At 67.7% G+C, this 19,448-nt stretch carries 18 protein-coding genes and 1 pseudogene; 9 read left to right on the forward strand and 10 right to left on the reverse strand.

The genetic code is table 11. From position 1 onward, the window contains the following. Nucleotides 1-56: 56 nt before the first annotated feature. Both NDI56_RS08280 and NDI56_RS08285 read left to right on the forward strand, forming a co-directional pair. Nucleotides 57-1,082 carry a PGF-CTERM-anchored ABC transporter substrate-binding protein gene (locus tag NDI56_RS08280; RefSeq protein ID WP_310918990.1) on the forward strand — a complete coding sequence of 342 codons (1,026 nt, stop codon included), beginning with the start codon at nt 57-59 and terminating at the stop codon, nt 1,080-1,082. Between the two features lie 184 nt (nt 1,083-1,266). Continuing rightward, nucleotides 1,267-2,358, forward strand: coding sequence for a GNAT family N-acetyltransferase (locus NDI56_RS08285; RefSeq protein WP_310918991.1), 1,092 nt, complete (start codon nt 1,267-1,269; stop codon nt 2,356-2,358). A gap of 2 nt (nt 2,359-2,360) precedes the next feature. On the opposite strand, the gene NDI56_RS08290 is transcribed toward NDI56_RS08285, so the two are convergent. Continuing rightward, entirely contained in the window at nt 2,361-3,560 is a 1,200-nt protein-coding gene (locus NDI56_RS08290; protein WP_310918992.1) for an NAD(P)/FAD-dependent oxidoreductase, read from the reverse strand. A 179-nt stretch (nt 3,561-3,739) separates the two neighbouring features. Next, nucleotides 3,740-4,714, reverse strand: coding sequence for a phosphomevalonate decarboxylase MvaD (mvaD, locus tag NDI56_RS08295; protein WP_310918993.1), 975 nt, complete (start codon nt 4,712-4,714; stop codon nt 3,740-3,742). A gap of 226 nt (nt 4,715-4,940) precedes the next feature. On the opposite strand from mvaD, the gene NDI56_RS08300 reads away from it, so the two are divergent. Continuing rightward, nucleotides 4,941-5,117: a DUF7317 family protein gene (locus NDI56_RS08300; protein WP_310918994.1), complete on the forward strand. Its 177-nt coding sequence runs from the start codon at nt 4,941-4,943 to the stop codon at nt 5,115-5,117. A gap of 61 nt (nt 5,118-5,178) precedes the next feature. Here NDI56_RS08300 and NDI56_RS08305 read toward each other — a convergent pair whose 3' ends face one another. Then, on the reverse strand, nt 5,179-5,715 hold the full coding sequence (locus tag NDI56_RS08305; protein WP_310918995.1) for a cob(I)yrinic acid a,c-diamide adenosyltransferase: 537 nt from the start codon (nt 5,713-5,715) through the stop codon (nt 5,179-5,181). A gap of 56 nt (nt 5,716-5,771) precedes the next feature. Then, on the reverse strand, nt 5,772-6,440 hold the full coding sequence (locus NDI56_RS08310) for a peptide-methionine (S)-S-oxide reductase (RefSeq protein WP_310918996.1): 669 nt from the start codon (nt 6,438-6,440) through the stop codon (nt 5,772-5,774). 206 nt (nt 6,441-6,646) lie between these two features. Between NDI56_RS08310 and NDI56_RS08315 the strand changes: the two genes are divergently transcribed. From NDI56_RS08315 to NDI56_RS08325, 3 genes are all read left to right on the forward strand, one after another. Continuing rightward, nucleotides 6,647-6,817 (forward strand): DUF7838 family putative zinc beta-ribbon protein, encoded by a 171-nt coding sequence (locus NDI56_RS08315; RefSeq protein ID WP_310918997.1) that lies wholly within the window; start codon nt 6,647-6,649, stop codon nt 6,815-6,817. A 70-nt stretch (nt 6,818-6,887) separates the two neighbouring features. Continuing rightward, nucleotides 6,888-7,085 (forward strand): DUF7511 domain-containing protein, encoded by a 198-nt coding sequence (locus tag NDI56_RS08320; RefSeq protein WP_310918998.1) that lies wholly within the window; start codon nt 6,888-6,890, stop codon nt 7,083-7,085. Nucleotides 7,086-7,123: 38 nt separating this feature from the next. After that, nucleotides 7,124-7,492, forward strand: a complete 369-nt coding sequence (locus NDI56_RS08325; RefSeq protein ID WP_310918999.1) for a response regulator — start codon at nt 7,124-7,126, stop codon at nt 7,490-7,492. On the opposite strand, the gene NDI56_RS08330 is transcribed toward NDI56_RS08325, so the two are convergent. From NDI56_RS08330 to NDI56_RS21740, 6 genes and pseudogenes are all read right to left on the reverse strand, one after another. Continuing rightward, nucleotides 7,489-11,286, reverse strand: a complete 3,798-nt coding sequence (locus NDI56_RS08330) for a PAS domain S-box protein (RefSeq protein ID WP_310919629.1) — start codon at nt 11,284-11,286, stop codon at nt 7,489-7,491. The two genes, NDI56_RS08325 and NDI56_RS08330, sit on opposite strands and share 4 nt — an antisense overlap. Nucleotides 11,287-11,344: 58 nt before the next feature. After that, nucleotides 11,345-12,772, reverse strand: a complete 1,428-nt coding sequence (gcvPB, locus tag NDI56_RS08335; RefSeq protein WP_310919000.1) for an aminomethyl-transferring glycine dehydrogenase subunit GcvPB — start codon at nt 12,770-12,772, stop codon at nt 11,345-11,347. Continuing rightward, nucleotides 12,769-14,097: an aminomethyl-transferring glycine dehydrogenase subunit GcvPA gene (gcvPA, locus tag NDI56_RS08340; protein WP_310919001.1), complete on the reverse strand. Its 1,329-nt coding sequence runs from the start codon at nt 14,095-14,097 to the stop codon at nt 12,769-12,771. Before gcvPA ends, gcvPB begins: the two co-directional genes overlap by 4 nt. Nucleotides 14,098-14,227: 130 nt before the next feature. Next, nucleotides 14,228-14,611 carry a glycine cleavage system protein GcvH gene (gcvH, locus tag NDI56_RS08345; protein WP_310919002.1) on the reverse strand — a complete coding sequence of 128 codons (384 nt, stop codon included), beginning with the start codon at nt 14,609-14,611 and terminating at the stop codon, nt 14,228-14,230. After that, nucleotides 14,608-15,693, reverse strand: coding sequence for a glycine cleavage system aminomethyltransferase GcvT (gene gcvT / locus NDI56_RS08350; RefSeq protein ID WP_310919003.1), 1,086 nt, complete (start codon nt 15,691-15,693; stop codon nt 14,608-14,610). Before gcvT ends, gcvH begins: the two co-directional genes overlap by 4 nt. A gap of 170 nt (nt 15,694-15,863) precedes the next feature. After that, nucleotides 15,864-16,756: pseudogene (locus NDI56_RS21740) on the reverse strand (alpha/beta fold hydrolase). 364 nt (nt 16,757-17,120) lie between these two features. Here NDI56_RS21740 and NDI56_RS08365 point away from each other — a divergent pair. From NDI56_RS08365 to NDI56_RS08375, 3 genes are all read left to right on the forward strand, one after another. After that, nucleotides 17,121-17,582: an NYN domain-containing protein gene (locus NDI56_RS08365; RefSeq protein WP_310919006.1), complete on the forward strand. Its 462-nt coding sequence runs from the start codon at nt 17,121-17,123 to the stop codon at nt 17,580-17,582. A 196-nt stretch (nt 17,583-17,778) separates the two neighbouring features. Continuing rightward, nucleotides 17,779-18,624, forward strand: a complete 846-nt coding sequence (locus NDI56_RS08370) for a TatD family hydrolase (RefSeq protein WP_310919007.1) — start codon at nt 17,779-17,781, stop codon at nt 18,622-18,624. A gap of 149 nt (nt 18,625-18,773) precedes the next feature. After that, complete coding sequence (locus tag NDI56_RS08375) at nt 18,774-19,361, forward strand: AsnC family transcriptional regulator (RefSeq protein WP_310919008.1); 588 nt, start codon at nt 18,774-18,776, stop codon at nt 19,359-19,361. The last annotated feature ends 87 nt before the right edge of the window (nt 19,362-19,448 follow it).

The following is a 19,448-nucleotide window of genomic DNA, read 5'->3' on the forward strand; positions in this document are numbered from 1 at the left end:
TGAAAACCGACTTGCAGTAGGTAAATATTTATTGTTACCCACCAGCCGACCACACGATGCGACGATTCGCGACACTCGTCGCCGGACTGCTCGTGCTCGCGTCGCTTTCGGCGACACCGGCGGTCGCGAGTGCACAGCAGACCGGCCAGAACTGTTCGTTCCCGACGACGCTGACCGACGCGACCGGGACCGAAGTGACCATCGAAGAGCGCCCCGACCGAGTGGTGACGACGAACCCCTCGGCCGCACAGACGATGTGGGAGATCGGCGGCCGCGACCAGGTCGTCGGGCTCACCCAGTACGCCGCGTATCTGGACGGGGCCGAGAGCCGGACGAACGTCTCGGCCAGTTTCGGCGTGAGCCGCGAGACGGTCGTCGGGACGAACCCGGACCTCGTCATCGCGCCAAACGCCAGCGCCGGGGAGGTCCAGGGGCTTCGCGAGGCGGGGCTGACGGTGTACCACCTGCGCGAAGCGAAGACCGTCGACGACATCGCCGAGAAGACCGCCACCATCGGACGCGTGACCGGTAACTGCGACGGGGCGGCCGAGACGAACACGTGGATGAACGCCAACGTCGAGACGGTGCGCCAGCTCACCGCCGATATCGAGGACCAGCCGACGGTGCTGTACTCGCTGGGCGGCGGCTACGTCGCCGGCGGCGACACCTTCATCGACGCGCTGTTCGACGTCGTCGGCGCCGACAACGTCGCGGCGCGGGACCACTCGGGCTACCCGCAACTGAGCGACGAGGTCGTCTTGCGGCTCGACCCCGAAGTGCTGGTCGTCACCGAGCGGACCGCCGGCATCGCGAACGAGGAGCCGTTCGCGAGCACGCGGGCCGGGCAGACGAACACGACCGTCCGCGTCAACGTCCGCGACCTCAACCAGCCGGCCCCGCGCAGCGTCGTCTACGTGGTTCGCAACATGACCCGGCAGCTCTACTTCGGCCCCGATGCGGCCGTCAGTGCGTCGGGGACGGCCACCCCGACCACGACCGCCGGTGACGGCCCCGGCTTCACCGCCGTCGGCGCGGTCGTCGCCGCGCTCGTGGCAGCGCTCGTCGCCCGCCGCCGGCAGTGAGCCACTTCCCACAAGCTAGCGGTACCGAACGATGGCGCCCCGTTACTCGCCGCGGTCGGTCGCGTGGACGGGAGTAAGGCCGCCGTAGGTCCCGCGGAGTGTTTTTGAAACCCTGATTTCCGAGGCCGGTCACTGAAAGGATGAAATAACAAGACCGGTCGGTGTCGGAGATGAGAGCCTGTTCATGTCTTCGTACACCATCCGCTGGTACCGACCCGGCGACAGAGCACAGTACCTCGACCTCTATGCCGACGTTCTCGACACGTGGAGCCACAGCCCGGAGTGGTTCGACTGGAAGTACGTCTCGAACCCCTACGTCGACCACGTGCCCATAGTCGTCGCCACCGAGAACGGCGACCTCGTCGGGGCGCGCTCTTTCTTCGCGCTCCCGATGACCGTCGGTGGCGACGAGTACGGGGCGCTGGAACCCTGTGATACGATGGTGCGGCCCGACCACCGGCGACAGGGCCTGTTCACGCGGATGACCGAGCGCGCCATCGAGCGGTACGAGGACCGCGAGCGCGCCTTCTTCTTCAACTTCCCGAACGAGGTGACGCTGCGTGGCAACGAGAAGCTCGGCTGGCAGCGTGTCGGGTCGGCCCCGCTGGCCTACCGCGTCGAGAACGTCACGCCGTTTCTCACGGCTCGAACGACCGCCCCGGGAGCGGAGCTGGCCGGCGCTGTCGGCACGCGGCTCGCCTCGGCGTACAACCGGCTTCGCGAGCGACGGCGCCGACCTCAGCCTGCGGTCTCGGTCCGACACGAGCAGCCAGTGCCCGTCGAGCAACTGGCCGGACTGTACGAGACCACTGCCCCCGACACGATACACGCCCACCGGGACGCCCAGTTCTACCGGTGGCGGCTCTCGAACCCCAACTGGGACTACTCGGCGTTCGTCGCCGAGTCGGGGGAGGCCCGCGCCGCGGTGGTCGTCGCTCGCGTCCCCGCCGGCAAGCTGTACGGCCCGGAGGTCACCAGAATCGTCGACGTCCTGCCCCTGACCGGCCACGACCGCCGAGAGCCGCTGGTCCGTGCGCTCGTAGCGCGCGTGCAGTCGGCGTTTCCGACCTCGGACCTCTTCGTCGCGCCGTCGACGCTTCCCCGTGGCCTGCTCCGGGACTACGGCTTCCACCACGACGACACGGCGCCCCTCTCGTATCTGACCGACGAGCGGCCCCATCTCGTCCGGGCGCTGGACAGCTGGACGCCGGCGGGCAAGCGGCTCACCGAGAGCGACAACTGGACGACGACGCTCCTCGAAACCGACACCGGCTAGGGCTACTCCGCGTGTTCGGACACGTCCACGATATCGTCGACCTCGGGCTCCGGGGCGCCCTCGTCGGCGATGCCCACTTCCTCGCGGACGAGCTCAGTCGCTTCCCGTATCGCGCCGACGCTGCTCAGATAGCCCGCGCCGACGGTGGTCTTGAGCGCCAGCGCCGGACGGCCGGTCAGCACCGTCGGCCCGACCTTCGCGACCGCGTCGTCGCCGACCGAGACCAGCCAGCCGGGCACGTCGAAGCGGTAGCGGGCGAGTCGCGGCTCGAAGCCGTCGCCGTCTCGCCGGTGCTCGACCAGCGCCCGGACGTTGTCGGCGGCCACGCTCGCCTCCCGGATGGCCGCCGCGGCGCTCGCCGGGACGGCCGCGCCGTCGCTGTCGACGACGCGGGCCACGTCGCCCACTGCGAAGGTCGACTCGCCGAGTCGGAGGTCCGCACGCACGACGGGCCGGTCGTCGCGCATTGCCGGCGGCCCCTGAATGCCGCCGGTCCAGACGAACTGGTCGTAGCCGAGTTCGCCGCCGGTGTCGAGTTCGATGGTCTCGCCGTCGGCCCGCGAGACGCCCGTCCCCGTCCGGACCGTGACCCCGGCGTCGAGCAGGGCATCGTGGACGGCCCGCTGGAACGACTGGGGGAACGCGGGGGCGACCTCGGGCTCCTGTTCGAGCAGGCAGACCTCGGCGTCGACGGCCGCCTCGTCGGCCAGTTCGGCCAGTTCGCCGGCGACCTGCACGCCCGACAGCCCCGCGCCGCCGACGACGACGCGGTCGCCGTCGGCGAGGTCGAGAAAGTCCGCGCGTATCTCCCGGGCGTCTGCGAGCCGCTTCAGCGGCGTGGCGTGCTCGCGCACGCCCGCTAAACCGTAGAACGCCGTCCGGGCGCCGAGACACACCGCGCCCACGTCGTAGTCGAGCGTCTCCTCGCCTCCGCCCGGGCGTTCCAGCGTCGCTTCGCCCGCGTCGGCGTCGATATCGGTCACCGAGGCCCGGCGGACCGTACAGTCGAGCGCGTCGGTAAGCGTGACCGTGATGTCGTCGGCCAGCGACGGCCGGCGGACGACCCGGTGGAGCTCGTGCTGGACGAGGTGGTCAGCGGACTCGTCGACGACGACTAGCTCCGCGTCGTCGGGGAGGGTCCGTTCGAGCGTCCGAGCGAGGGTCAGACCGGCGTAGCCGGCACCGAGAACCGCGACTAGCATGAAGCGGGGTTAGGACTGGACGGGGATAATCTTGTTCCGGCAGTCTCGGTGTCGGAAGGTCGGCACTCCACACAGTGGGGCCGGATAGCGACACTGCAAACAGCCAGAAAGCCCCCGGTTCAGCCCGACGGGACTTTCGGGCTCTCGGTAGTAGCGGAGGACACTGCGCCGCCCGCTACTCAGAACAGCGCGTCGTCTTCGTCCAGCACGGTTGCGGGCCCGCCGACCTCCCAGATACGGGTGTCGACGCCGCAGTCCGCCACCGCCTTCTCGACGCGGTCGACGTACTCCTCGGTGGTGTTGACGTAGGTGCTCGCGCCGGTGTCGACCGAGAAGTACACCGGAACGTCCTCCTCCTCGCGGAGCTCCCGAACGGTGTTGAAAATCTCGATGGTGCGGGGCTGCCAGTACACCCAGCCCGCGGGGCCGGTCATCGTTGTCGCGGCCAGCGACAGCGAGTCGTGTTCGGCCAGTTCGAACGCGCGGCCGAAGTCGCCGTCGTACAGCGCGTCGCGCATGTCCGAAATCTGGTACTGGATGTGGGCCATCCGTGCCTGGAACATGTGGCTGTCGGCGGCTTCCCGGTGGGCGGCCTCGGTCTCCTTGTAGGAGGGGACCATCCCGGCGACGATGCGCAGGTCGTCTTCGAGGTCGGTCTCGATGCGCTCGCTGCGGCAGTCCCGGTCGTTGACGCCGGTCTTGAGGTGCGAGAACGCGCCGGTGACGGCGCGGGCGGCCGAGGCGGAGCCCCGGCGCGCGACCGTCGAGATCTCGGGGCGAGTCATGTCGAGCCCGGCCGCTTCGACCAGCGCCGTCGCCGCCGCGGCGAAACCCGACGAGGAGGACCCAAAGCCGATGTTCGTCGGGAAGTCGTTGGTCGACTCGAACCGGACCCCGTGGTCGATGTCCGCGATGTCGCGGACGTGGTCGACGACCGAGTCGATGCGTTCGGCGCCGCGACCCTCGACGGCCTCGCCGTCGATGACGTAGCTGTCCGCGTCGAGTTCGGGGTCGAACTCGACGGTGGTCTTCGTTCGGCTGGGCGCTGTACTGACGGAGATGCTGTCGTGGTACGGCATCCGCCGCTCCTCGTCGCGCATCCCGTGGTACTTCACCAACCCCTGAATCGGGTGGGCCTTCGCGGTCGCTTTCATACCTCACCCTTCCGGGCCGGTCACTTTGCTATTGCGAACCGACGCTGGACCGCGTCGGGTCGGTGTGTGGCTCCGACACGAGTGGAGTGGCGATGTATCAATCCACGACTTTTTGGGAGTGTAATTGAATATCTGTTTTCTTATGTACCGCCTAATAGCCTACGTGTGCTACTTATTGACTGAGAAACTTTAATACTCTGCCGAGATACCACTCGAACGAAGAACGATGTCATACAGGTCCCTCACGACGGCGCTGACACTGTACCGCGGCGGAACGCTCGGCCTCGAACAGGCCGCTACTTACGGCAACGTCCAGACCGGGAAGCTGGCCTCGGAACTGCGCTCGCGGGGTATCGCCGTCCGCGAAGAGGACGGCGAGTCGCTCGCCCGCGGCGCGAACTGAGTCCGGAAGGCCAGTCCCCGCCGGCGCTGTGGTACATTTCTCCGAGAAGCCGTACCGCGTCTCAGTACTCCGGACTCTCCTCGCGGACGCCCTCGCGCTTGTTGACAAGCCGCGCGAGTGTAAACAGCGTGTCCGAGAGGCGGTTGAGATAGATGATAGCGGTCCCGTTGATGCCGGCCTCCTCGGCGGCCAGCGAGACACAGCGCCGCTCCGCGCGCCGGCAGACCGCCCGTGCGTGGTGGAGTTTCGCGCCAGGCGGCGAGCCCGACGGCAGGATGAACGACTCCAGCGGGTCCAGCTCCTCGTCGGCGTCGTCTATCATCTCCTCGATAGTGTCGACGTGTTCCTCGGTGATCTGGGGGTCGTCCTCGTCGGGCTGGGGGTTCGCGAAGTCCGCCTGCACGATGTGGAGGTGGTTCTGGATGGTCCGCAGGTCGTCGTCGATGTCGTCGTGGCCAGTCGGCCGGACGACGCCGACCAGCGCGTTCACCTCGTCGACGGTCCCGTAGGCCTCGATGCGCCGGGAGTCCTTCGAGACGCGGTCCATCGTCCGCAGGTCGGTCTGACCCTGGTCACCGCGACCGGTGTAGATCGTCATGTTCGTGGCTGGGGCTGCCACGCTCTTATATTCTCGTTCGCCCGCGACGGCGCCGTTCACAGCCGCCGTTCGAGCTCCGACAGCGCCGCCGGCGAGAGCGCGACCTCGGCGAGCAGAGCGTCGCGCTGGTCGGCCCCGCCGTGGCCCGCGACGAACCCGTTCAGCCGCGCCGCGACCGTCGAGTCGACCAGCGCCGGACCGTAGATATCTTCGAGTTCGTCGCCGAGCACCGGCGTCGAGCGCAGTTCGTACTTCTGGTGGTACGCCTCGGCGGGCGTGAACGCGTCGAGTGACTCGATAGCCGTCTCGACGGACTGGCCCGTCCGCGCTTCCAGCGCCGCTGCCGACGCCTCGGCGGCCTCGCGCTGTGCCCCGTCGTGGGCCAGCACGACCCCGCGGTACTGTCGCTTGTGCGGCGCCGAGAACGGGCTGTGGTTCGCCCAGAACGCGTTCAGGAGGGCGTCGTACTCCAGCATCTCCGGGTCGTACTCGACCTGTACGACCTCGGTGTGGTCGCCCAGCGAGTAGTAGCTCGGCTCCGGCTCGGTCCCGCCCGCGTAGCCGACACGCGTCCGGACGACCCCGTCCATCGCGCCGAACCGCGCGTCCGGCCCCCAGAAACAGCCCATCCCGAACGTCGCCGTGGCTGTCTCGGACGGCGGGAGGGCCGCTGCGTCGCGTTCCAGCGCCGTGAGTGGTGCCTCTCCGTCCTCGACCGTGGTCATGTTCGCAGTACGTGGTCCGGCCGTTTGCCTGTTCGGGTCGAGAAACCGGAGACAGAGCTGTGAACACGGCTCGTTGCCGTGCCGAAACAGAGTCGCCCGTTACGGGGACACGCCGGGGCGCCAGAACTGTAATCGTCCCGACGACTACGAGCCACACCTGTCCCGGAACCGGGAGCTTCAATTGCTCGGGCGAGTAAGACGGTGCCATGAGCCTCGAACTGGAGCACTACTGCCCGAACTGCGAGGAGTACCGCGAGTTCTGGAAGGTCGCCAGCACGACGATGCATCTCGGGCAGAAGGTCAAGTGGCACTGCGGGGAGTGTGATTACGGGTTCGTCCGTATCGACGGCGAGGTCGACACAGCACAGAGCGCCTAACGCCTATATAGCGGTACTGAGCGTTCTTAGCAGCCGTTTTAGCCGTCCCCCTGTTCCGTCGACCTGCAGGATGAGTCTGGATTCAAAGCGGGTGGCCGCGTCGGCCACCGACCGACCGGCCGTGGAACTGTCGCTGACCGTCGTCCGGTACACCGACGGTCCGGACCGCGGGACGATCTACCCGCCGGAGAGCGCCGGCGACGCGCGGATGTCGACGTGGCTGAGCGCCGACCGGGCGGCGTTCGTCGACCTCGCCGCGATGCGGTGACCGTAGGTTTTTATTTTAGAAGCTGGTACCGTCACGGGATGAGCATCGAGGTGCTCCTGGTCGACGAGGACAGGGACGTGCTGGAAATCGTCCAGACGTTTCTGGAGCAGGAGGACGACCTCGACGTAACGAGCGAAGCCGACCCCGAGTCCGCACTGGAACTGGCGCTGACGGGCGACTACGACGTGGTCGTCAGCGATTACAAGATGCCGCGCCTCGACGGTCTCGAACTCTGTGCGGCGCTTCGGGACCGGGACCGACCGCTGCCCTTCCTGCTGTTCAGCGCCCGCGAGCCCGAGGACGTGCAGCCGGCGGCCGCCGACGCCGGTGTGACGGGGTTCGTCCAGAAGGGGACCGGGACCGAACAGTACAGCGTCCTCGCGGACAAGATCCGCGCCGCGACCTAGGCATCCGTCCGCGGGAGCGACAGCGTGACGCTCGCGCCGCCTGCGGTGTTCTCGAACGACACCGTCCCCCCGTAGCTCTCGACGACCCAGATGACGAGCCAGAGCCCCAGCCCGCTCCCGTGGCTCAGCTGCGTTATCGGCTCGTCGCCGGTCAACACGTCGAGTTCGTGGTCCGGGATACCCGGCCCGTCGTCGGTGACGGTGACCGACACCGTCTCCGGGGTCGGCTCGACGTCGACGGACACGGTCGGCTCCTCGCCGGCGTGTTCGAGGCTGTTCTCCAGCAGTTCGCCGACGACGCGGCCGAACCGACCGTCCGCGGCCTCGACGGCCGTCGGCGGGAGCGACGTGTCGATATGCGCGTCGTAGCGGTCCTCGTACTGCGCCGCGAGCGTCGCGACCGTCTCGGTGACGTCGACCGGGTCCGCCCCGGCGTCGTCCCGCCGGACGGAGCGCTCTATCTCGCGGGCGCGGTCGCTGAGGGAGGCTATCGCTTCAGCTTTGTCCTGAAGTCGCTCTAGCAGCGAGCGGTGGCTCTCGTCGTCGGTCCGCTCGTGGAGCTCGTCGGCCAGCCCCAGCACGACGGTCAGGTCGTTTCGGAGGTTGTGCCGGAGGACGCGGTTCAGCACCTCAAGTCGGCGCTGGCGTTCCTTCTGGTCGGTGATGTCGGTGTAGATGCCGAAGCTCCAGAGGCGGCCGTCGTCGCGGCGGTAGGGGATGCCACGGAAGAGGAAATCGCGGAAGCCGTCGGCCGTCCGGCGACGGATTTCGGCCTCGACTGTCTCGCCGGCGGCGCCCTGTGCGTTCAGCCGGCTGGCCTCCCGCTGTGCGTCCTCGTCTGGCGGGAGGATGTACTCGTCCAGTTCGTCGTCGAGAACGGTCCGCTGGTCGACGCCGAAGACGTCGGTAAAGGCCGGGTTCACCGACCGAACGCGCGTGGCGTCGTCGGTGTACTCCGTCTCGACGACGGCGTCGGGGAGGTTGTTGAACAGATACGAGAAGCGGTCCCGCTCGTCCCGGAGCTCCTCGCGGGCCTGTTCGAGCGCCGTCCGGTCGCGGACGACGCCGGCGGTGCCGCGGAAGCCGGCCTCGTCGATGAGTGACACCTCGATTTCGACCGGGCGCTCCCCGCCGTCGGCCGCAAACAGCGTCGTCTCCATCTGTATCGTCCCGTCCTCGCCGCTCCGGCGGAGGTCACGGATGCGCCTGTCGAAGGCCTCGACCGACGCCTCGTCGAGGACGAGCGTCGGGTGGCGCCCGTGGAGCTCGGCGCGCTCGTAGCCGAGCCACTCCGCAAGCGGCTCGGTGACCAGCTGGAAACGGCCCGTCTCGTCGAGGACGTACACCATGTCCCGGACGTTCTCCATGACGGTCTCGTACCGCAGCAGGTCCTGTTCGCGCTCGACGCGGTCCAGCGCGGCCGCGGCGTTGGAGGCGAGTATCTCGGCGACCGACTCGTCCGCGTCGTCGAACGCCTGCGTCCCGTACGTGGCGACGCTCAACACGCCGTGGTCGGCAAGCGGGACGTACATCGCGGCCGTCGCGTCCTGACTGTCGTAGTTCGTCACCTCGTCGAAGTCGTCGACCCGAATCGTCTCGCCGCGCTGGTAGGCCTCGCCCGGGAACGCCTCGTCGGCGCCGTACCGCGGTCGGTCGGGCATCCCGTCGGTGGCGGCCACCGGCTCCAGACACCCCGTCTCCTCGTCGTACAGCCGGACCAGATTCAGGTCGAAGCCGAGTTCCCCCTCGGCCGCGTCGACGACCGTCTCGGCGACGGCCTCGGCGGTGTGGGCCTGCATCAGCGACCGCGTCGTTTCGAGGAGCCCGGAGAGCTTCCGGTCGCGTTCCCGCTGGTCGGTGATGTCGTGGAAGTACACCGAGAGCCCGTTCGCCGAGGGGTAGGCGTTGACCCGGAACCACTTCCCGACCGGCGGGTAGTACTCCTCGAACGCGACCGGCGACTGGCTCTCCATCGCCTCGTGGTAGGCCTCGTAGAACGTCGCGTCGACGGCGTCGGGGAACATCTCCCAGAGGTCCTCGCCGAGGACCTCGTCGGCCGGCCGTCCGAGCACTTCCTCGGCGCGGGTGTTCCAGTAGGTCAGCTCCCAGTCGTCGTCGACCGCGAAGAAGGCCGCGCCGATGCGTTCGAGTATCTGCTCGATGCGGCGGTGGGCCTCCCGGAGTTCGAGTTCGCGTTCCTTTCGCTCGGTGATGTCGCGGATGATGCCGGCGGTGCCCTCGAACGTCTCGCCGTCCCACAGCAGCGTCATGTGGTCCTCGGCCGGGAACGAGGAGCCGTCGGCCCGCTGTATCTCCAGGTCGAAGGTCGCCTCGTCGTCCTCGCGCTCGCCGAATATCATCGACCGGACGAGTGACTCGGCCCGTTCGACGACCTCGTCGGACTTGATGTCGCTGGTGTGGGCGGCGAGCAGCGACGACTCGTCGAGGCCCGTGAGGTCGGTCATCGCGTCGTTGACGAGCTCGAAGTGGCCCGTCTCGTCGAGCGCGTAGATGCCGTCGTCCACGGCCTCGATGACGTTCTCGTACCGTTCGAGGTCGGCGTTGCGCTGGCGCCGTTCGAGCTCGCGGCTCGTCCACCCGGCCAGCAGCCGCATGAACGTCTGTTCGCTCTCGGAGAACGACTCGGTGCGGGGCTGTTCGTCCGCGAAACAGAGGGTCCCGTACAGCTCGCCGTCGACGACGACCTTCCCGCCGAGATAACAGGCGATGCCGGACAGCCGGTAGGCGCTGTCGTCTGCCAACCCCTCGGCGGGCGCGTCGCGGACGCTGAAAGCGTCCTCGCCGTCGACGATACGGCGACAGTAGGTGTTCGAGAGGTCGGTCGAGGCGCCGTCCTGAATGACGTCGTGGTCACCGACGACGGAGACGACCTCGTAGTCGGTCCCGTCGATGCGGGAGAGATAGCCCAGCGAGAGGTCGAGCCGGTCGGCGCCGAGTTCGAGGACGCGGTCGATGATCTCGTCGTCGGCGAGCGGTTCGGCGGCGAGCTGGGTCAGCTCCTGGAGCGATTCGTTGTTCCGTTCGAGCTCCCGTTCGCGCCGTTTCTGGTCGGATATATCCCGTATGAGTCCGGTACAGTACCACGCGCCGTCTATCTCGAAGTCGCCGAAGGAGACGGCGACGGTCAGCTCCTCGCCCGCGGCGTCGACCATGGGGAGTTCGATGTAGTCCCAGTCGACGCTGCGCTCGCCGGTCGCCAGATAGCGGGCGAGCCCCGAACTGTGTGTCTCGCGCAGTCGCTCCGGAACCAGCGTCGTGAGCTCCCGACCGACCAGTTCCTCGGTGTCGTAGCCGCTCAGTTCGGCGAGGTCGTCGTTGGCGTAGACGATACGGCCCTCCGCGTCGATGGTCACGAGCGCGTCCGAGATGCTCCCCGCGACGGCGTCGAACGACGCGCCCACCGTCGGGTCCTGCGTCGGTGTCGCGGCGCTCTCGTCGTCGAGTAGCGCCCGGAGGCGCTCTTCGAGGTCGACCGCTCGCCGAGGGACGTACTCCGTGACGCCGAGCTGTGTCGCCCGCGCGGCGACGGTCCCGTCGGGCTCGTCCGTCCACAGCACCACCGGCAGGTCCGAATAGCGCTCCCGAACTCGCTCTAGAACCGCGAGACCGTCGGTCCCGGCGTCGGGGGCGTGCGCACAGACGAGGCAGTCCGGCGCAGTCCCGGAAAGCGTTTCGAGGACGCCGTCAGCGGTGGAGACCGTCGTCTGCGAGCCCCGAATCTCGGTACGGTCCCCTTCGGGACCGACGTACACGACGACCGGCTGCTCGGACATGCTCGTCAATACGTGTGGGACTGGCTGCTACCGATACATAAATTGGACGCCGAGATTATCACTGCTCGGAATCGAACGCCTGCCACGAGAGCCGCGGACTCCGGGCCGCACTCACCTGGTCGATGCGGCCGGCCGCAGTCCGTCGCGGCGCCGTCGAGAGCGTCCCGTCGTCCTCGCCGTGGACCGCCTCGAAGGCGGCGGCGAGCTGGTCCAGCGACCGCCGGCTCTCGCCCTCCGTCGGCTCGGTCATCAGCGCCTCGTCGACGATTTCTGGCCACTTCGTCGTCGGCGGGTGGACCCCGTGGTCCAGCATCCCCTTGGCCACGTCGGCGGCGTCCTGTGGCGCCGCGCTGGCGACGAACTCGTGGTGGAACGGGCCGAAGGGCACCTCGTAGGGTATCTGCTCGGCGAGGTAGTTTGCGTTCAACACGGCCTTGGCGCTCGCGTCCGCGAGCCCGGAGTCGCCGAGTCGGGTGATGTAGGCGAAGGTCTTCACGAGCACCGGCCAGTTGCCGTAGTAGCCGTGGACCTTCCCGATGGAGCGGTCGGGGCGGTAGTAGCCGTAGCCGCCGTCGGTCTGTTCGACGTGTGGGTCCGGCAGGAACGGCGCCAGCGCCTCGGTGACACCGACCGGGCCGGCCCCGGGGCCGCCGCCGCCGTGGGGCGTGGCGAACGTCTTGTGGACGTTGTAGTGCATCACGTCGAACCCCATGTCGCCGGGTCGCGCTCGCCCGAGCAGGGCGTTGAGGTTCGCGCCGTCGTAGTACAGCAGGCCGCCGGCCTCGTGGACGATATCGGCGATTCGCTCGATGTCGCGCTCGAACAGGCCGAGCGTGTTGGGGTTGGTCAGCATCAGCGCCGCCGTCTCCTCGCTGACAGCCGCTTCCAGGGCCTCGATGTCGACGCGCCCGTCGTCGCCACTCGGCAGTTCGACCACGCTGTACCCCGCCATCGCCGCCGTGGCGAAGTTGGTGCCGTGGGCCGAATCGGGGATGACGACCTCCGACCGCTCGTCGTCGTTGTGCCGGTGATAGGCCTTGGCGATCTGGATACCGGTGAACTCGCCGGCCGCGCCGGCCGGGGGCTGGAGCGTCACCGCGTCCATCCCGCCGATAGCGCCCAGATACTCCTGGAGCCGGTAACACAGCGCCAGCGTCCCCTGGACGGTGCTGTCGGGCCGGTCCGGGTGGACTGCGGCGTCGGATCGGGCCGCGATGGCCTCCGTGAACGACGGGTTGTACTTCATGGTACACGAGCCGAGCGGGAAGGGCCCGCTCTCGACGCCGTAGTTCATCTGGGAGAGCCGGGTGTAGTGGCGGGCGAGTTCGGGTTCGGCGGGGGCGGGCAGCGTCAGCGAGTCCCGTGTGAGCTCGTCGGGCAGCGGCGAGTCCTCGATATCGACCGTCTCCGACGCCTTCTCCGAGAGCAGGGGTTCGTAGCGTGCGTCGTCGTCGTCGACCCAGCTCGCCTGGTTGTACGTCGTCATTTCGCCACCTCCGTGACCGCGCCGACGAAGCCCTCCTCGGCTTCGGCGGTCGCCTCGGTCGCGGCCACCTGAATCAGGTGCTCGCCGATTGCGTGGACGCCGTAGCCGTCCGCGGCGAGGTCGTCGACCACGGCCCGCGCGGGCTGGTCGGTGTGGGCGACGAACTCCCGGAAGTGGTGGCCGTCGTGGACCGGCGCCTGCACGCCGACCACCTCGTCGAGCCGCGCCGCGAGGTCGCGCGGTCGCGTCACGCAGTCCTCGGCGAGGTCGACGAGCCCGTCGGGACCGAGCCACGCCGCGTGCATCGCGGCCCGCAGCGCGACCCACGCCTGATTCGTACAGATGTTCGAGGTCGCCCGCTCCTTGCGGATGTGCTGTTCGCGGGTCTGGAGGGTCAGCGTGTACGCGCGTCGACCGTCGGCGTCCTCGCTGGCCCCGACCAGCCGACCGGGGACCTGCCGGAGATACTCCTCGCGGGTCGCGAACATCCCCAAGCCGAAGCCGTAGGCGGTGCCGGTCCCCAGCGAGGCGGCGTCGCCGACGACCACGTCGGCGCCCACGTCGGCGGGCCGTTCCAGCAGCGACAGCGCCACCGGGTCCGACCCCAGACAGAACAGCGCGTCGTTGTCCTCGGCGAGGTCGCCGATGTCGGCGAGCCGTTCCTCGACGACGCCCCGGACCGTCGGGGTCTCGGCGTACACCATCGCCACGTCGGTGTCGACTGTCTCGGCCAGCGCCTCGATGTCGGCCTGCCCGTCGGCCATCGGGTAGGACTCGATGTCGAGCCCCGGGCCGTCGGCGTAATTCTCCAGTACGGCCCGCTTGCCGGCACGCAGGTGCTCGGGGACGAGAATCGTCTCGCCGGACACCGAGCGGACCCGCTGAGAGAGCGTCGCCGCCTCGCCCAGCGCCGTCGCCTCGTCGTACATCGAGCAGTTGGCCACGTCCAGCCCGGTGAGTTCGACCAGCATCGACTGGTACTCGAAGAGGGCCTGCAGGAACCCCTGGGCGATTTCGGGCTGGTACTGCGTGTAGGAGGTCAGGAACTCGGAGCGACTCGACAGGTCCTCGACCACGCTCGGCACGTAGTGCGTGTAGTGGCCCCGGCCGAGGAACTCGGTCAGCTCGTCGTTGCGGCCGAGCAGCTTGGCCGCCTCCCGGCGCGCCTCGCGTTCGCCGTGTGCGGGGATGCCAAAGTCGCCGTCGAACGCGACCGAATCGGGCACGTCGAACAGTGCTTCGACGTCGTCGACGCCGACGGCGTCGAGCATCGCCTCGGTCTCGGCCGGCGTGTGGGGGGCGTAGGGACTCGACTCGTCAGTCATGCTTTTGCTCCCGGAAAGATAGGACGGTCCCGCGGGTGGACATTGATACCGAACAGTAACGGCCGGCCGCATATCATTATCTCGATTCACCCCGTCGGCCGGCGGTCCGGGACGGGTGGTACGCGGGCCCTCACTCGGTCTGGTCGCGGTAGGCCTCGGCTCCGAGCAGGTCGTCGAGCTCGCTCTCGTCGGCCAGTTCGACGTCGAGCATCCACCCCTCGCCGAACGGGTCCTCGTTGACCAGTTCCGGCTGGTCGAACAGCGCCTCGTTGACCGCCGTCACCGTGCCCGAGACTGGGGCGTAAACGTCCGAGACGGCCTTGATGGACTCCACGACGCCGAACTCGTCGCCCGCGGCCACTTCGTCGCCCTCGTTCGGGAGTTCGACGAACACCACGTCGCCCAGTTCGTCCTGTGCGAAGTCGGTGATGCCGACGCGCGCCGTCCCGTCGTCGGTCCTGACCCACTCGTGCGATTCCAGATAGCGAAGGTCGTCGGGTACGTCGAAGCTCATCTGTCGATAAATGGTGTCGCCCGGGTACGTGCTTCCTTCGGTTCGCCGCGGATGACTACCCTGACCGGCGTGTCGGGCTCGGTGTAGTCGGTCGGCAGGTACGCCAGCGCGATAGGGGCTCCGAGCGTGGGGCTCATCGTCCCGCTGGTGACGTGGCCCAGCGGCTCGCCGGCCTCGTCCGTGACCTCGTAGCCGTGGCGCGGAACGCCCCGGTCGAGCAGTTCCAGTCCGACGAGGCGCTCTCTGGCGCCCTCGCGCTGGACTGCGGCCAGCGCGTCGCGACCGACGAATTCGGTGTCGAGCGCGACCGTCCAGCCGATGTCGGCCTCGTACGGCGTCCGCGGCTCGTCGGTCGGGTGGAACTCCTGGCCAGAGAGGAGAAAGCCCATCTCCAGACGCAGGGTGTCGCGCGCGCCGAGCCCGCAGGGCTGGCAGTCCAGCGCCGTCCACAGCCGCTCCGCGTCCGCGGACGGACAGAGAATCTCGAAGCCGACCTCGCCGGTGTAGCCCGTCCGCGCGACGAGTGAGTCCACACCGGCGACGGTTCCGCGTGCGACCTCGAAGCGGGCGATATCGTCGAGAGCGAGGTCCGTCTCCGCAGCCAGTAGGGTCGGTGCGTCCGGGCCTTGGAGGGCCATCATAGCGTACGCCTCGGTGCGGTTGGTCACCGTCGCGGTCAGTCCCCACTCGTCGCGATGACTGGCCCACCGCTCGGTCATCTCACCGTCGTGGCCCGCGTTCGGAACGAAGAGGTAGTCGTCGTCCGTCCCGGCGGGCAGTCGATAGACCACGGTGTCGTCCAGCATGATACCGTCGTCGTCGGTGATTGCCGCGTACTGGGCGTCGCCCCGGTCCAGGGAGGACACGTCGTTGGTCGTCAGCCGCTGGGTGAGCGCCATCGCGTCGGGTCCGGAGACGGTGACCTGGCCCATATGTGAGACGTCGAACTTCCCGCAAACCTCGCGGACGGCGGTGTGTTCCGCCCGAATCGAGTCGAACTCGACGGGCATCTCCCAGCCACCGAAGTCGGTGAGGGTGGGGTCGTCGTACACCCCCGCGAGCGGCGATTCTCGCAGTGTCATGGGTGGTACGTCTCCCCCTGCGACCTTACGAGTTGGCCTTCGGGTGCGGTTTCGGTCGAGCGTATAAATCACATAGCGCGATATCAAATCGGCCGGTGTCGCCCATCGCTCCGGCCACAGAGACAGCGGCGCTGTTACCGGCCGGTGAGCAGGTGGGTCGTGGCCGCGGCTCACGAGAGATGACGGAGCAGCGCTTCAGTTACGTCCGCACGCTCGTGGTGTACCCAGTGCGAAGCGCCGGGAAACATCCGTACCTGACCGTTTTCACAGTAGTCGACGCTCTTTTCGGCCATCGAGGGGAGGAGTGCGACATCGTCTTCCCCCCAACAAATCAGCGTCGGCTGGGTAACGGTGTCGCGTGACGGGCTCTCCGAGCGACGGAACCCACGATACCAGTGTATCCTCGGTTCGAGACCCGTCTGGCGCCAGGACGCCTTGTAGCGGTCTATCGTTGCGTCGTCGAACGTTCCGGGGCTCGAAGTTATCTGGAGCGACTCGACCATGTTGGCCATGTCGTTCCTCCCCAGGAGCCACTCGGGAAGCTTCGGTATCTGATAGAACCAGACGTACCAACTCCGAGCGATCTGTTGGGGACTGTACCGCAACGTCTCTCGATACACCGTCGGATGCGGGACGTTGAGTATCCCGAGCCGGTCGACGATCGACGGCTGCCTGAGTGCTACGTTCCAGGCGACGAACCCGCCGAAGTCGTGCCCGACCACGTGGGCCGATTCCCGGCTCTCGCTGTGGATCACTCCGCAGACGTCAGCTGCTAGTTCCGACTGGCGATACGCATCGATGCCGTCGGGAGCGCACTCAGGTTACAGCCCCGCTGGTCCGGGACGACCACACGGAAGCCGGCTTGGACGAGGGAACGAATCTGGTCGCGCCAGCCGTACCAGAAATCGGGATACCCGTGTAGCAGGACGACCAGCGGGGCGTCGGGGTCGCCAGCAGCCACGACGTGTAACTGGACGTTGTTTACCTCGCGGTAGGTAGATTCGACATCGGTGTCGGGTAGTAACGATGCGTCAGTGTCCGGGAGTGTATTGGTGATAGACATCAGTGTTCACTCGAAACGACGACCGTGCTCAGTGTTCGTGCCACCCTCATGGAACTGTAGTCTGGGATAGGTGAGGACACGGCACGTAGCTGGATACGACGACTGCCACACTCATGGGGCCGCTTTTAAACACCAGCTCCCGACTGAACCCCGCGGCTGTGACAGCTCAGAACGTATCGAGCTAGCATCTTTGCCGCAGTTCGTGATAGACCCAGAACAACGGCCGTTTCGAGGACTCCGAACTCGACGGATTCCCCACCCCCGGGACGGCATTTCTATATAGCGCTATCTGATTTACAGCGGGTCGCCATCGGGTCCGTACCGAAACACCAGAGCTAAACCCGGTCGCCGGTGAGAAGGCTGCATGAGCCTTCTGAGTCGGTTTCGCGACGAAAGCGACGACACGGAACGCGTCGGTCTGTTCGTCGACGGACCGAACGTTCTGCGCAGCGAGTTCGACGTCGACCTCGACGACGTACGGACCATCGCCGAGTCCTACGGGCCACTGGCCGCGACGCGGCTCTACCTGGACGAGAACGCCTCTCCGGGCCTCATTCAGGCCGGCGAAGCGCGCGGCTTCGAGGTCGTCACGACCAGCGGGGACGTGGACGTGCGACTCGCCGTCGACGCGACCGAAGCCGTCGCCAGCGACCGCATCGACGTGCTGGTCGTGGCCTCCCGGGACACTGATTTCAAACCGGCCCTGGAGGTCGCCGCCCGCAACGGCGTCCGCACCGTGGCGCTGGCCCCGGGCGAACACGGGAAGTCAGACGCGCTCCAGAACGCGGCCCAGGACGCCCTCTCGCTGTCGGCCGACGTGGAATAGCGAGAACCCGAACGCAGTGCGGTTCCCCGAAAGCGAGCCGGGGAGCGAGGCCGACCGGAAAGAGAGCGTACGAGACGGCAGAGCCGTCTCGCGCGCCCGGAAATCGCCGATTTCGAGGGGTTCAGCACGAACGAACGACTGAGCGGCCCGAGCCGTGAGTAGGGGAGTTTTTGCCCCGGGAACACCGACCCCGGGTATGGACATCGACGAGACGCCGGTGCTCGACAACCACCTGCATCTGGACCCGGTGCAGGGGCGAAACACCGAGGCCGTCGCGGAGTTCGCCGACCACGGCGGGACCCACCTGCTGGTGCTCAACAAGCCCTCGTGGCACCTCGTCGAAGCCGCGACCGACGAGGGGACCTTCCGCGAGGTGTTCGACCTCACAGTGGGCGCCGTCGCGGACGCGACCGAGGTCCTTCCGGGCCGGGCCTGGCCAGTGCTCGGCGTCCACCCGGCGCTCGTCTCGAAACTCGTCGAGGACGGCTACTCGCCCGGGGAAGCCCGGGACATCATGCAACGGGGGCTGGACGTGGCGAGCGAGTACGTCCGCGACGGTCCGGCACTGGCCATCAAGTCCGGCCGGCCACACTACGACGTCGACGACGCCGTCTGGGACGCCTCGAACGAGGTGATGTGTCACGCCTTCGAGCTGGCCGCGGAGGGCGACTTCGCCGTCCAACTGCACACTGAAGGCGGCGAAGAGTTCGAGGACGTGGCCGAGTGGGCCGAGGAACGTGGTATGGACCGTCGGCAAGTCGTCAAACACTACTCGGGCGGCCGCCTGCAGGGACCGACCAAATCCGTCCTGGCAGACAAGGACGAGCTGCTGGTCGCTATCGAGGACGGCGAGCCGTTCCTGATGGAGACCGACTACATCGACGACCCCGAACGACCCGGCGCCGTGCTCGGGCCGAAGACGGTCCCGCGGCGCGTGCGGTGGTTGCTACAGGAGGGCGAGGAGTCGGCGGTCCGGACGGCACACGTCGAGACACCCCGCGAGGTGTACGGTATCGACACCGAGGCGACGCTAGACCGGTAGCTAGCGGGCCAGACAGTCGTTTTCGTCAACCTCGGTATGAGCGTGTCGGGCTCGGTAAATGTTTTTGCGCTATATGAAATCGGTCGAGGTCCGGAGCGACACCATGGCGGAGCAGGAGATTCTTTTCGTATCGCTCGCTACTCCCGCCTATGTCATCGCTCGACGAGACGGACATCGAGATTCTGCGGCTCCTCAGTCGCGATGCGCGCCGGACGTACACCGATATCGCCGAGGCAGTAGACATGTCCGGACCCGCCGTCGCCGAACGCGTCGAAGGGCTGCAGGACGCGGGGATAATCAACCGCTTCACCGTGGATATCGACCGGACACAGCTCGGCGCCGGCGCACAGGTTTTCGTTCAGGTCGACCCGAAGAACTCGTTCGACGTGCTCCGGTCGCGTCTCGACGCGTCCGACGCGGTCGAGCACGTGATGGTGACGGCCGGCGGGGAGCTCTGGTTCAACGCGCGAGCGGAGGTCCACGGCGTCCATACGTGGCTCAGCGGTCTCCTGGAGCCGGCCGACGACGCGGAGTACACGGTGACGCTCATCGACGAAATCGAGTGGCAACCGTCGCTCGACGGGACCGAATTCGCGCTGACGTGTGCGGAGTGTGGAAACACTGTCGACAGTGAAGGCGAGTCCGAGTGGCTCGACGAGGAGATGCGTCATTTCTGCTGTTCGACCTGCCGGACCCAGTTCGAGGACCGCCTGGAACAGTTCAGAGAGGGCGTCTGACATCCTCCTCCGCGTTCACGCGGAGGTTGGGGTGCGTGCCCGTGGTCGATCCGCTGGCCGCGGTGTTCGTCGATGCGGCCTCGACCC

It is taken from the genome of Halomicroarcula saliterrae, from assembly GCF_031624395.1.
GTDB lineage: Archaea > Halobacteriota > Halobacteria > Halobacteriales > Haloarculaceae > Haloarcula > Haloarcula saliterrae.